This is a genomic window from Deltaproteobacteria bacterium PRO3, from assembly GCA_030263375.1.
Taxonomy (GTDB): domain Bacteria; phylum UBA10199; class UBA10199; order DSSB01; family DSSB01; genus DSSB01.
The window spans coordinates 29786-43450 of record SZOV01000017.1; the positions used below are offsets into that span (position 1 = coordinate 29786).

A 13665-nucleotide genomic window follows, 5' to 3' on the forward strand; every position below is an offset into this window, starting at 1 on the left:
AGCCGAGGAAGGGTGTTTTCTGAAGGAAACAAAATTTTTCTGGAAAGGAAATACTCCGTTCTCCGTACAAGATCTTGCCATGAATATTCCTTTTTGCCATACAAGCGCTTAATGACCTCCGTCTTTGACTTCACCAACTACCGGCGTTTTCTGAAACAGCGCTTTTCCGAGCTAAAAAAGAAAAATCCCCTGTTCAGCTACCGCTCCTTCAACCGCCTGGCGGGCTTAAGATCCTCCGGCTTCTTGAAATTGGTGATGGACGGCAAGCGCAACCTTGCCGAGCCGGGTATCGAAAAGATCGCCCGCGGCTTCAGGCTGAGCGAATCCGAGAAAAAATATTTCCGCGCCCTGGTGCGCTTCAACCAAGCCAAGACCAATGAAGAAAAGAACCAACTCTTCCTCGAGCTGAGCCGGCACAAGAAATTCCTCGCGGCCAAGCCTTTGACCGCCGCGCAATACCGCCTCTTCTCGCATTGGTATTACGTGGCCATGCTCGAGCTGGTCCGGCTGGACGCCGCGGAAAAAAAGGACTTGGCCTGGCTGCATGCCCGGATGAATCCGCCCGTGGAGTGGAAATCGGCCAAGCAGGCCGTCCAGGAGCTGAAGGCGCTCGGGTTACTGGAAGAATCCTCCGGCAGGCTGAGCCGTCTCGAGGCCATGCTCACCACGCCCGACGAGGTCCAGTCCCTTTCGGTAGCCAACTTCCATCAACAGATGTGCCGCCTGGCCGCCCGCGCGGTGATGCAGGAAGATTGCTCGGACCGCGAGTTCTCGGCGCTCACCATCGCCTCCTCCGAGAAGAGCTTCCAGAAGGCCAAACTCGAGATCCAGAAATTCCGCAAAAAGCTCCATTCCATCTTGGAACAAGACGGAGACGCGCCGCGCACCTTCGTCGCGCAAATCAACCTGCAACTTTTCAAACTCAGCCGTCCGGTGAAATCATGAAACACCTCCCCCACGCTTATTCTTACGCCCTCCGCCTCCTGATCGTCTGCCTGATCGCGGCCTGCGCCTCGAATCCGGGCGTGGAGGTCGGAAATCCCAAGCTGGGTGGACAGGTCGTCACGCTTACGCCCGTCGACCGACAGGACGTCTACGTGGTCCGTTTCGCCGACGACGGCGGCGCCGAGGTGACCCAGGTCGTGGAGGAGGTCTTCGAATCGACGGCGGGCCAGGTCTCCGGCTCGGGCGCGGAGGTCCAGGTAACGGCCTTTTTCTCGGACGAGACCGATTTCGAGGCTAATTTCGAAGTGTCGGAGGCTGGGGAAATCCTGGCCGTCACCTTGATGTTGGACGGTGTACCCGTGGAAGCGACCTTCACGGTGGAATTCGCCAAGCCTTCCCTGAAGGCCTTTTGGTCGAACGACGCGCTATTGGCCGTGGCGACGATCTGCCGGCGGGTCTCGGAATGCCAGCCTGAGACGCCCGCGACTGATTGCGAGGCAGATTTGAAGGAGGTGCCCGGCCTGGCGCAAAGTTTCGGTGGGGCCCCCGGCCGAAGTTTGGCGCAAATGGCCGAAGAAGTCGAGGCCGGCGCCATCGGCGGCGAGCCGGCCGAGCTGGATGCGTGCCTCGCTGACATCGCGATCCTGCCCTGCCGGCAGGTGGACAGGGGCCACGACCCGCTTGAGCCCGACGATTACAGCCAAGGGCACCGCTTGGTGCCCAAGCCCTCTTGCGCGCGAGCCTTTTCTCAGAAAAAATAGAATGGCTATTTGTTGACCCGCTCCATGTACTCGTGGGTCTCGGTGTCGATTCGGACGACGTCGCCCTCCTCCACGAAGGGCGGCACCTTGACGGTGAGGCCGGTCTCGATCTTGGCGGTCTTGTAGCTGGAGGAGGCGGTCTGCTTCTTCACCGAGGGCTCGGCCTCGATGATCTTGAAGTCCATGGTCTTGGGCAGCTGGATGCCGATGGGCTTGCCCTCGTAGCTCTGCACGTCGATGACGGTCTCGGGGAGCAGGAAATTCACCGCGTCGCCGAGCTCTTTGGCGTTCATCTGGGTCTGCTCGTAGTTCTCGACGTTCATGAAGTGGTAATCCTCGCCCTCTTGGTAGAGGAACTGCATCTTGGCGACGTCCAATTGGATCTTCTCGATGCGGTCCGAGGTGGCGAAGCGCTGTTCGATCTGGTTGCCGTTCTTGATGTTGCGCATCTTGATCTGCATGAAGGCGCGCAGATTGCCCGGCGTGCGGTGGATCGACTCCATCACATAATAGGGTTGCCCTTCCCACTCCACGATCATGCCCGGGCGGACTTGGTTGGCGTTCATCGAAAACCTCCTAATATCAGGCTCTTAGGCCCATGGTCCTGTAATGATATGCGATTGGGCCCGAGGAACCCAAGGCCCTTTTTCAGGGCGCGGGGAGCTAATAGAAGTATCCCGGGGCCTCCGTCAAGCGCCCAGACCGGGCGATTTTCAAAAAAAAGGCCGGGGGCTTGTGGCCCCCGGCCGCTGGAAATGGAGATGGACCGGAAACCTACCGGACCCGACGGCGTAGGGTCGCCGCGCCGGCCAAGGCCAGGCCGAAGAGCGCGAAGGCCGCTCCCGGGAGACGGCCTGGCGCCGCACCCAAGGAGCAACCGCCGCCCGTGGCGTCGCTGCGGGCGCTACCCAGCAGGACCAGGAAGGGCGTCCCGCTGGAATTGCTGGCGACCAGCAAGGTGGCGTTGAAATCGCCCACCACCGAGCTGGAGAAGGTCACCGTCGCCGTGCAGGAGTCGCCGGAGGCGAGGGTCTGCCCGTCGCAGTTATTCGTCTGGCTGAAGGCCCCGGCGTCGGTGCCGCCGAGCGACAACGAGGTGATCGTCAGGTTGCTCGTCCCGATATTGGTGATCGTCACGGTCTGCGCCTCGCTGGCGCTGCCGGTCTCCGGCAGGGTCAGGTCGTAGTCGAGAACGGTCGGGCTGAACTGCGCCAGGGCCACGCCCAGCACCGCGCCGGTGCCGCTCAGGGCGACCGCGAAATTCGGCGTCGCCGAGTCGTTGGGCACCAGGACGCTGTCGGTGAAGGACCCGCCCGACGTGGGCAGGAATAGGGCCTGGAAGGTGCAGGTGTTGCCCGGTCCCGGGCTGGGCGCCAGGACGGCGTTGGAGCAGTTATCGTTCGCGATCGCGAATTGGTTGGGATTGGCGCCGACCTGCTGGAGGTTGCCGAGGTTCAACGAGGCGGTCGTGCTGGTGTTGGTGAGCGTGATCGTGTTCGGACCTCCCTGGGCGCCGACGTTGACGCTGCCGAAGGCGCCGGAACCGCTCGAGCTGATCGCCGACTGGATACCGGTGCCGCTGAAATCGACGGTCTCGGTCGCGACGTTGTCCGCCGAGATATCGAGGGAGTCGTTGAACAGGATGGCATCGTCCGGCGTGAAGGTCACCTGCAGCATGCAGGAGGCCCCCACCGCCAGGTCTTGGCCGTCGCAGTTGTCCTGCAGGACCGCGAAGTTGGTCCCCGTCGCCAGGGAGCTGACGGAGATATTGGTCAGCGGCGCCGTGCCGACGCTGCGCACCTCGACCAAGCGCGCCTCGCTGGTGCTGCCGACGAGCTGGTCGGGGAAGCTCATCGGGTCGGGGACGATGCTCATCGCCGGGCCGAGGATGCCCTCGCCGTCCAGGGTGACCGATGCGAGACCTGCGTCGGTATCGAAGACCAGACTGCCCGAGGGCGAGGCAACGCCCAGGGAGCTTGGGGTATAGACCACCAAGGCCACGCAGTCCTCATGCGCACTTAAAACCGTACCGCTGAGGCAGGTCGTGCTGACGACGGAGAAATCGAGGTTGCTCAGCGGGTCGATCTCGGCATCGGCGTTCATCGTGAGGTCCGTCGTGCCGGTGTTGGTGAGCTGAACCACCTGGGCTTGGCTGCTTTGACCCACGCCGATTTGACCGAAGTCGATCGGGCCGGCGGGGTTGACGCTGACAACCGGGTTGATGATCCCGTCGCCTTCGATGGGCCACGTGAATTGCCCATTGGAGGTGTTGGTCGCGTCGGTGGCGAAGATCACCTCGCCGGAGAAGGGTCCGTTGGTCATGGGGTTGAAGACGACGTCGACGTCGCAGCTGGAAGTCCCGCCTGAATTGAGAATCAGGCCGGTGCAATTATCGTCGACGATGGTGAAGTTCTGCTGGTCGGAGAGCGTCACCGAGAAGACCCGCATATCGAAACCGTTTTGTTCCTCGAGGGTGAAGGTCTGGACCGCCGAGGTCTCCAAAACATCGACCGGGCCGAAGTCGAAGGGATTGGCCACCGGGGCGGTGATGGCCCCGGAGCCGCCGCCCGGCACGAAGGCCGCCGAGCTGCCGGTGTTGTTGGTCAGGTCGGGGTCGATGGAGGTCAAGCCCAGCACCGTATAGCTGGCGCTGATGACGCCGGTGTCTGCCGCGTCCGCCGTGAATTGGATGCTCTGCAGCAGGGCCACGCTTCCGAGGAGGTCGCACTGGACGGAGGTGGCCAAGGGATTGATGGTGGTGACGGTGCATCCGCCGACTACGACGTTGGTGATCGCCCCAGAGATCAGCACGGTGACGCGCACGTTGGTCGCGACACCGGGGCCGGCGTTCACGACGTCGACCTCGAAATTCAGGGTGTCCCCCACCGAGACCACGGACGGCGTGATGTTTCCCGAAATGGACAGGTCCGCATCGGTGGGCGAGCCGCCGATCTGGAACTCGTAGGCGCCCATATCGCAGTTCATTCCCTGGGGACGGGCCACGCCGCGCTGGTCGGTAGCCTCGCAGGTGCCGTTGTCGCCCGTGTCGAGGGCCGGGCTCCCGACGAGCAGGGCCATGGTGGACGTGGTGCCGCCGTTGTTCTGGATGGGACCCAAGAGCGGGTTTTGCCCCGTGATGTCGTTCGCGCCCAGGGTCACCGTGCAGCCGAGCGTGCTTTGGATGAGGTTGAAATCCGCGGAGGTCAGGGCGCCGGAGCAATCCGGGCTATTGCCGCCGTTGTTGCTGTTTCCGCCCAGGATGCTGTTGCTGACGGTCACCGTACCGCCGCCGATGCTGATGCCGCCGCCGTCGTCCGAGGCGCTGTTGCCGGCGATCGTGACGTTGTTGAGGGTCATCGTGCCGCCATTCTGCCGGATGGCGCCGCCGTCGTTGCCGGCCACGTTGCCGTTGAAGGTCGCGTTGGCGATATTCACCGTGCCGCCGTTGTTGAGCAGGGCCCCGCCGCTGCCGCCGACGATCAAGGTATTGGCCCGGTTGTTGAAAAGGGCCATATCAGTGAGATTCAAGGTGTCGCCCGTATCCACGGTAATGGCGCCGCCATCGGTGGCGGTCACCACGGCTCCTGTCAGGTTCAGCCCTGAGATGGCGACCGTCTGGTTATTTCCGGGGCTGTTGACATTGAAAATCCTATTGCCGTCGCCCGAGATGGTGATGCTCAAGGCGGGGGCGCTGATCGTCAGGTTCTTGGTAATCGTGGGCAAGGCGGAGCCCAGCACGATCACGCCGGTCAGTCCCGGATCGAAATTGATGGTATTGGACGCATCGGCGTTGCCGTTGGCCGTGGTGATGGCCGCCCTAAGCGAGTCCGCGCCCGCGTTGTTGAGGTTCAGTACAGTGATGGTCGCCGCGTGGGCGAAATTGGAAGAAAAGAGCGCCGCAAAAGCCGCGCAAGCCAATACCAACGAACGCCTGGTTTTCATGGTTCCCTACCCGCCTTTCCAAGGATTCGAATTCGGATTTAGTTTTGAATTTAAGGAAGGGTGGGGAAAAACAGACGGGAAGGCGCCTTCAAGCTTAGGAGACCTCCCTTTTCCTAACCTTTCCTTACCCGTGCTTGGAAGTGGAACACCCCAGGAATGATTTGGCAAACAAATTTTTAATTTTGTGAAAAATACGGAAGGTTTTTTGACGCGGTATTTTCTGCCATGTCATTAAAATTTCATAATTTTTGACGCATCTTGAAAGAATAAAAATATAATGCCTAAAAATTACGCGACCGAATGAGCGCGTCAAAAAAGGGGTGTTCGATGTCCCTTCCCCCACCTCAAAAAATCCTCTTCGTCTGCATCGGCAACGCCTGCCGCAGCCAAATGGCCGAGGGCCTGGCCCGGCATCTCAGCGGAGCTTCCGTCGCAGCCTTCAGCGCGGGTTCGCGACCCGCGGGCTTCGTCGCCAACGGGGCAATCGAGACCATGAAGGAGATCGGCATCGATATCTCCAAACAGGCCTCCAAGTCGGTGGAGGCCTTCCGAGGTCAAGATTTCGATGTCGTGGTCACGATGGGCTGCGGCGACGCCTGCCCCTGGGTCCCCGCCAAGCGCCGCCTGGACTGGAAGATCCCGGACCCCATCGGGCAGCCGCCCGAGTTCTTTCGCAAGGTCCGGGGCCAGATCGAGGCCTTGGTCCGCGACCTGCTCGCGGAAATAAAAAAGGGCGGGTGAGATTCCCGCCCTTTTCGCACTCCTCAATATTGCGATTATCGGTCCCGGGCCCAGCGACGATGCACGCCCGCCAGGGCCAGGCAAAGCAGCAGGAACCCGTAGCCGAGGGCCTTCCCACCACCCTGCGTGCCCGATCCTCCCAAGGCGCAGCCGCTGTTGTCGACCGCCGAGCTGCCGATCAACACCACGAAGGAAGGCTGCTGCGGGACGTTGGTCGTGAAGTTCAGCACCGCGTTGAAGTTTTCCTCGGTGCTCGGGGCGAAGGTCACCGCCTCGGTGCAGCTCTGTCCCGCGCCGAGATTGGCCCCCACGCAATCCCCCGAATTGCTGAAGGGCTGCGGGTTGCTCCCGCCCACCGCCACCGCGGAGACGGTCAAGGTACCCGTGCCGGTATTGGTGAGCGTGACGTTTTGGATGGTCGTCGTGTTGGGCTCGACGTTGTCGAAATCCAGCACCGTCGGGGCCAGCGAGACCAGGGGGGCGCCCGGCACGATGCCGGTGCCGGTCAAGGCCACCGAGAGGAAGGGATTGTCGGCGTCGTCGCTCAGCGCCAGCAGCGCGGCGCTCTTCGCACCGGCGGATTCGGGGCTGAAGACGGCCCGCACCTGGCAGGTGCCGGCGGGAATCAACGTCTGGCCCGAGCAGGCGTCCTGGACGATCTCGAAGTCGTCGGGGTTGGTACCGACGAGGCTCACGTTGGCCACCGTCACGTCGGCCGCCCCGGTGTTGCTAAGCGTGACCGTCTGCGGCGCGCTGGACGAGGCGACGTCCTGATTGCCGAAGGCCAGGTTGGCGGGATTTGCGACCAAGCCCGGAATGATCCCGGTGCCCGTCACGGTGTAGCTGAAGGGCGAAGCGGGATCGTTGCTCGGGATGCTGACGGTGGCCGTATAGGAGACGTCGTCCTCCGGGAAGAAGGTGACGTCGTAGTCGCAGGTCGCCGCGGGCGCGAGGATCGTATTGGAGCAGGCGTCCGCGGTGATCGCGAAGTTGAAGGGATTAGCGCCGACCAGGGCCAATTGCCCCAAGTTCAACGGCGCCTGGCCGGTGTTCTCGACCGTGAAGGTCTGCGGGGCGCTGGCCGTATCAACCGGCACCGTCAGGAAGTCGAAGGGCGAGGCCGGCGTGACGGACACCGCCGAGGCAATGCCGGTGCCTTCGATGTCATGCACCAGGACCGGGTTGGCCGGGTCGTTGCTGGGGATGCTCAAGGCGGCCTGCTGCAGGCCCGTCGCGGTCGGCAGGAAGGCGACTTCCAAGGTGCAATTGGACCCGAAGGAGACGACCGTGTTGGAGCAGTCGTCCTCGACGATGGTGAACTGGTCGGGATTGCTTCCGACCAGGGAGATCGTCCCTAAGGTCAAATCGCCGCTGGGATCGGTGCTCGTGTTGTCGAGGGTGAAGGTCTGGGTGCCCGCCAGGACCGGATCGTTGATGGGGACATCGCCGTAGTCGAAGGACGAAGCCGGGCTGACGACTAGGGTCGGCGCCACGCCGGCGCCGGCGAGCGGGATATTCAAGGGCCCGCTCTGGGCATTGCTGGGGATGCTCAACGTCGCGCTGTAGGACTGGACGAGGTCGGGATCGAAGCCCACCGAGATCGTGCAGGAACCGCCGGCGGCGACGGTCGTATTCGAGCAGTTATCCTCGACGATGTGGAAGTTGTCGGCGTCCGTCCCCGTTATGGAGACCGTTCCGATCAAGGCCGGCGCGGCCGCGGCGCCGTTGCTCACCGTAACGACCTGCGGGGCGCTGGAGCTTTGGATCAGAGTGTCGGGGAAAATGGGCGTATTGGCGCTCAGTCCCGAGTCCAGGCCGTTGCAGGTCAGGGTGACCAGCAAGGGGCTGGCCGGGTCGTCGCTGGGGATCTGCACGGTGTCGTTGAAGGTCGCGGTCGAGCTGGGCGTGCAGGTGACGTCGAAGCTGCAGGTGCCCAAGGCCGCCACGACCTGGTTCGAGCAGGTGTCGTTGGCGATGTTGAAATTGGCCGTATCGGCGCCCACCCGGATCAATTCGCCGATGGAGACGGCCGCGTCCGCGCTGGTATTGGTGATCGTGACGGTCTGCGGTGCGCTGGTCGTGCCCACGGGGACATCGGTGAAGGTCAGGTTCCCCGAGGAGCTCAGCGCCGGCGCGACGCCCGCTCCGTCCAAGTCGACCGTGAGATTCGGCGTGGAGGAGTCGTTAGGAATCAACACAATGTCGCTGAAGGCCGCGACGGCATCCGGGCTGAAGGTTACGTCGAAGGTGCAGGTGCCCAAGGGGGCGAGGACCTGATTGGAACAGGTGTCATTGAGCAAGTTGAAGTTGTCGGTGTCGGTTCCGATCTGCTGGAGATTTCCGATCATCACCTCCGCGGTGGCGCTGGTATTGGTCAGGGTCACGGTCACCGGGCTCGCCATGGTCCCTACCGGGACGTTAAGGAAGTCCACGTCTCCCGAATCGGTCAAGGTGCCCAATTCTCCCGTCCCGCTCAACGCGAAGGTGGCGCTGGGGGTGGCGGAGTCGTTCGGGATCAGGACGGTGTCTGTATAGGCGACAGCGTCCGCGGGCGAGAAGGTCACCTCGAAGGTGCAGGTATTGGTTCCCCCCGCCGGGATGGTCTGGTTGCTGCAATTATCGTTCTGGATCGAGAAGACCATGGGGTCCGCGCCGATCTGTTGGAGATTGCCGATCTGCAAATCCGCCGTCATGCTGGTGTTGGTGACGGTGATCAGATTGGGCCCGGCGGTCGTGCCTACCGGGACGGTGCCGAAGGCGCCAGTACCCGTGACGCTAATCGCCGAGGCGTCTCCGGTGCCCGACAGACCTACCGTGAGATTGGGCGTCGAGGAATCGTTGGGCACCAGGACCGTATCTGTCACGGCAGTGGTCGTATTGGGCGTGAAGGTCACGTCGAAGGTGCAGCTTCCTCCGCCCGACGCCACGACCTGGGCCGAACAAGTGTCGTTGAGAATCGTGAAGTTGGCGGGGCTGGCCCCCACCTGCTGGAGATTCCCGACCTGCACGTCCGCATCGGTGCTGGTGTTGGTCAAGGTGACCGTCTGCGGCGCGCTGGTCGTCCCCACCGGGACGCCGGTGAAGGTCAAGGGACCTGAAGAAACGAGCGTCCCGGAGACCCCATCGCCGCTCAGGCCGACGGTGAGATTGGGCGTCGAGGAGTCGTTCGGAATCAGGATCGAATCCGAGAAGCTCGCCGCCGCGTCCGGCGTGAAGGTCACGTCGAAGGTGCAGGTGCCGCCGCCCGACGCCACGACCTGGGCCGAACAAGTGTCGTTGAGAATCGCGAAGTTCGTGGGATTCGCCCCCACCTGTTGGAGGTTGCCGACCTGGACCGCCGTCGCACTGGCATTGGTCAGGATCACCGTGATCGCGTTCGCGGTAGCTCCGACCTGGGTGTCGGGGAAGGTCACGTTGCCCGAGCTGACCAAGGTCCCCTGGACGCCGGTACCGCTCAGGGTCAGGGTGGCGTTGGGCGTGGCCGAGTCGTTGGGGATCAGGACCGAGCCGCTGAAGGCGACCGGCGCGTCGGGCGAAAAAGTCACGCCGAAGGTGCAGGTCCCGGCGGCCGCGACGACCTGGTTGGAACAGTTGTCGTTCACGATCGCGAAATGGGTCGTGTCGGCCCCCACCTGCTGTAAATTGCCGATCTGGAGGTCGGCGGTGGCGCTGGTGTTGGTCACGGTGATCAGGTTGGGGCCGGCCGTGGTCCCGACCGAGACGCTGCCGAAGGCACCGCTGCCCGTCACGGTCAGGGTGGAGTTCACGCCGGTACCGTCCAAGGCCACCGTGAAATTCGGCGTCGCCGAGTCGTTCGGGATCAGGACGGTGTCGGTCGCGATGGCGGTCGAGGTCGCCGTGAAGGTGACGTCGAAGTCGCAGGTGCCCGACGGGGCCAGGGTCTGGTTGGAACAATTGTCGTTGATAATGGTGAAAGTCGCGACATCGGCGCCGATCTGCTGGAGGTTGCCGATGTGCAGGTCATCCGTCGGACTGGTGTTTTCGATCGTTACCGTGGTGGCTGTCGAGGTGGTACCAACGGGGACGGCGGTGAAGCTGACCGCGGGCGGCGTGGCGCTGATCGCGCCCTGGATGCCGGTACCCGCGAGAGCCACGGTTGGATTGGAGACCGAGGTGGCGAATTCCAGCGTCACACCGACCGCCGGGCCGGTGGTCGAGGGCGTGAATTGGACCTCGGCGAGGCAGTCCTCGCCGGGCTGCAATGTCGCCGCGGCGGTGCAGGTCTCGTTGACCACGGCGAAGTCGGTGCTGCCCACCACCGTGGGCGCTCCGGTGATCCCCAAGGGCTGGTTGCCGGTGTTGGTCAATTGGGCCACGAGGGTCGAGGAAGAAGTGCCGACCTGCTGCATACCGAAATTCAAGGTGGCCGGGGAGGTCGAGGCAACGGGGCCGTTGAGGCCCGTGCCGCTCAAGGTCACGGTGTCGGGGCTGGTCGGGGCGTCGCTGGGGATGCTGAGGGTGTCGGGCAAGGGACCGGCCGCAGTCGGGTTGAAGACGACGTCGACGGTGCAGGTATTGCCGACCGGGACGGTGGCGCCGCTGCAATTGTCGTTGGCGAGCGAGTAGTCCGCGGTCCCCACCGTGAGCGTGCCGATATTCAGGGTGGCCGTGCCGACATTCTCCACCGTCACGGTCTGGGGCACGGAAGAATTGCCGACGGCCAGGTTGCCGAAATTCAGCGATCCGGGGCTCACCAGGGTCGCGGGCTGGACGCCGGTGCCGTCCAGGGGAACGATATCCACGCTGCTCGGTGCGTCGCTGGTGATCTGGAGGTCGTCCGTCAAGAGGCCCGTCGTCGTCGGATTGAATTCGACATCGATGGTGCAGGTTCCGGTAGGCGCAATGGGGCTTAAGGTGGTGCAGTCCTCATTGGCGATCGTGAAATCCGTACCTGTGGCAAGATCCACCAAGCTCACTGTCAAATCGGAGGTTCCGGTGTTCTCCACCGTGACGCTCTGGGTAGCCGAGGTCGTGCCCACCAATTGGTTCCCAAAGGAAAGGGAGGTGGGATTTAGGGTCACCTCCGGCTGCACCCCGTCGCCGTTCACCGGCACTAAGGTCGGTGACGAAGGATCGTTGCTCACGATGGAAACGTCGTCGGTAAGGGTACCTACCACGGTGGGCGCGAACTCGACGTCGAAGGTGCAAGTTTGATTTTGGTTGAGGTTGGCCCCAGTGCACGAATCGTTAAGGGTATTGAAATCGGTTCCCGCGACCATGGTCACGGAGGTGATGGTGAGGACGTTGGTATCCAGATTTTCCACCGTCACCGTCTGCGGCGCGCTCGTCTGCCCCACCACCGTATCGGGAAAACTGAGGGAGACAGGACTGACGTCGATGATCTGGGCCAGGACCCGATTCGGAAGCAGCGAAGCCAAGAGAAGAAAAGAAGCCGCCAGCGCGGCGCGCAGCCCTCGAATTTTCATAGAGATAACCTCATGTTGGATGATTTTTGCAAACACCGACCCCTCCGCGATTTGAAAAATTTTCAAATCGAGCCGCACGCACCACGACACCCGCCCCTTTCGCGAAACGCGAAGAGGATCAGCGTCGATTTTCCTGTACCCGGTGATGGATTGAGAGTTGAGGAATGAAAATTTCGCCTAACATCTTCCCCAAACGGTTTACGATAGTGAGCGCAATTTTATTTTTTGGCAAATAATTTTTTGAACGGAAAAAAAACAGGCGGGACGACTTGCGTCGCCCCGCCCGCATCCTTACCCCCATGTTTGACCATGGAGTATTACTACTGGAACCTCTTTCCGCCGCGGAGCGCGAGGGCCGCAACCATCGCGATCGCCAGGAGGACGACCCACGGCGCGGATTGCGTCGGAGCCTCGCTCATCGAGCAACCGCCGGCATGGATGCCGCTCCCCTCGAGGATCGGCTGATTGGTCGGGCTCGGCCCCTCCAGCTGGATCGTGTCCGCCGTGGCGGCATTGTTGCCCAGCACGGGGTCGTGCGTGTCGCTGTAGGCCGAGGCCAGGTTGCTCAGGATCGAGAACAGGCCGTCGCCCGTCACCGAGATGGTGATCGTGACTTCGGCCCCGCTCGTCATGTCGCCCAGCTCGCAGGTCACCGTGCTGGCGCCCGCCTGCGGCGAGGCTACCGTGCAGGAGCCCGCCGAGGCATTAGCCGTCACGTTGTCGAACTGACCCGAGATCTGGTCCACCGCGATGACGTTGCGGGCCGTGTCGGGTCCGGCGTTCCTCACCAACAAGGTGTAGGTGAAGGTGTCGCCGACCAAGCCCGGGTTCGGGTTGACGACCTTGCTGATGCTGACGTCGGCCGAGGCGTCGACCACGTTCACCTGATAGGCCGCGGAATTGTTCTCCTGGATCGGATCCGAGACCGCTCCGGCGACCACCGCCAGGTTGCTGATCGCGCCCGAGGCGTCGGTCGTCACGGTGTAGGTCACGGTGAAGGTGTTGAAACCCGGAGTGCTCGGCACCGAGGGCACCGCGCAGGTCAGCAGGCCGTTCAGCTCGCTGCAAGTCCCGACCAGAGGATTGATCTGGATGTTGCTGACCGAGTCGAAAGGACCGGCGATGAAGTCGTTCAGCACCACGTCGGTCGCCTCGTCCGGACCGTTGTTGGTCACAGTGATCGTGTAGTTCACGTCGCCGCCCTGGGTGATCTCGGTGACGTCGGCGGTCTTGGTGACTTCCAAGTCCGCGGTGTTGGCGAGGATGCCGACGCTGACGTTCGCCGAGGTGGTGTTGTTCGACATGATCCGGTCTTCGACGTCGCTGGAGACCGTCACGATATTGGACCAGAGGCCCGCGACGTTCGCGGTCGAGGTGTAGCTGACCGTGATCGTGCTTCCCGAAGTCAGCAGCGGCGTCACGTCGCAGGTCATGTTGTTCCCCGCGACCGCGCAGCCGGCCGGTGGCGCGTCGAAGGACAGGCCGCCGAGCTGCATGTCGGTCAGGGTGACGTTGATCGCGTCGTTCGGACCGCGGTTCTCGATCTCGATGTCGAAGCTGACCGTATCGCCGATGTTGAAGATCGGCCCGTTGGTGACGGTCTTGGTCACCCGCAGGTCGGCCAGGGCGGCGCCGTTGACGCTGGAGACCGCCGTGTTGTTCGACTGATCGTTATCGTTGGTGATCGTGACGTCGGCCGAGACGGTATTGTCGATCTGTCCCTCGCCGGTGACGATCGCCGTCATGGTGATCTCGACGTCGCCGCCCGGCCCGATCTCTCCCGCCGTCGGGATACAGACGAAGGTGAGGAAGGGCATCGCCGAGGCCGG

7 protein-coding genes are annotated in these 13665 nt (G+C 62.8%); 3 read left to right on the forward strand and 4 right to left on the reverse strand.

All coding sequences use genetic code 11. The annotated features are described in order from the left end of the window. Nucleotides 1-111: 111 nt before the first annotated feature. Both FBR05_04765 and FBR05_04770 read left to right on the forward strand, forming a co-directional pair. On the forward strand, nucleotides 112-945 hold the full coding sequence (locus FBR05_04765; GenBank protein ID MDL1871497.1) for a TIGR02147 family protein: 834 nt from the start codon (nucleotides 112-114) through the stop codon (nucleotides 943-945). Then, nucleotides 942-1706: a hypothetical protein gene (locus tag FBR05_04770; protein ID MDL1871498.1), complete on the forward strand. Its 765-nt coding sequence runs from the start codon at nucleotides 942-944 to the stop codon at nucleotides 1704-1706. Before FBR05_04765 ends, FBR05_04770 begins: the two co-directional genes overlap by 4 nt. 5 nt (nucleotides 1707-1711) lie before the next feature. Here FBR05_04770 and efp read toward each other — a convergent pair whose 3' ends face one another. Then, entirely contained in the window at nucleotides 1712-2272 is a 561-nt protein-coding gene (gene efp / locus FBR05_04775) for an elongation factor P (protein ID MDL1871499.1), read from the reverse strand. A 208-nt stretch (nucleotides 2273-2480) separates the two neighbouring features. Continuing rightward, nucleotides 2481-5648, reverse strand: coding sequence for a choice-of-anchor D domain-containing protein (locus tag FBR05_04780; protein MDL1871500.1), 3168 nt, complete (start codon nucleotides 5646-5648; stop codon nucleotides 2481-2483). Nucleotides 5649-5975: 327 nt separating this feature from the next. Here FBR05_04780 and FBR05_04785 point away from each other — a divergent pair, with 327 nt between their 5' ends. Then, entirely contained in the window at nucleotides 5976-6389 is a 414-nt protein-coding gene (locus FBR05_04785) for an arsenate reductase ArsC (protein MDL1871501.1), read from the forward strand. Nucleotides 6390-6424: 35 nt separating this feature from the next. On the opposite strand, the gene FBR05_04790 is transcribed toward FBR05_04785, so the two are convergent. Both FBR05_04790 and FBR05_04795 read right to left on the reverse strand, forming a co-directional pair. Beyond that, complete coding sequence (locus FBR05_04790) at nucleotides 6425-11836, reverse strand: choice-of-anchor D domain-containing protein (protein ID MDL1871502.1); 5412 nt, start codon at nucleotides 11834-11836, stop codon at nucleotides 6425-6427. Between the two features lie 320 nt (nucleotides 11837-12156). Then, the coding region (locus tag FBR05_04795; GenBank protein ID MDL1871503.1) for a DUF11 domain-containing protein at nucleotides 12157-13665 on the reverse strand (1509 nt) is incomplete at its 5' end.

Coding starts and splice junctions, on each gene's coding strand:
- FBR05_04765 (MDL1871497.1), top strand. CDS start 112: ATGACCTCCGTCTTTGACTTCACCAACTACCGGCGTTTTCTGAAACAG.
- FBR05_04770 (MDL1871498.1), top strand. CDS start 942: ATGAAACACCTCCCCCACGCTTATTCTTACGCCCTCCGCCTCCTGATC.
- efp (MDL1871499.1), bottom strand. CDS start 2,272: ATGAACGCCAACCAAGTCCGCCCGGGCATGATCGTGGAGTGGGAAGGG.
- FBR05_04780 (MDL1871500.1), bottom strand. CDS start 5,648: ATGAAAACCAGGCGTTCGTTGGTATTGGCTTGCGCGGCTTTTGCGGCG.
- FBR05_04785 (MDL1871501.1), top strand. CDS start 5,976: ATGTCCCTTCCCCCACCTCAAAAAATCCTCTTCGTCTGCATCGGCAAC.
- FBR05_04790 (MDL1871502.1), bottom strand. CDS start 11,836: ATGAAAATTCGAGGGCTGCGCGCCGCGCTGGCGGCTTCTTTTCTTCTC.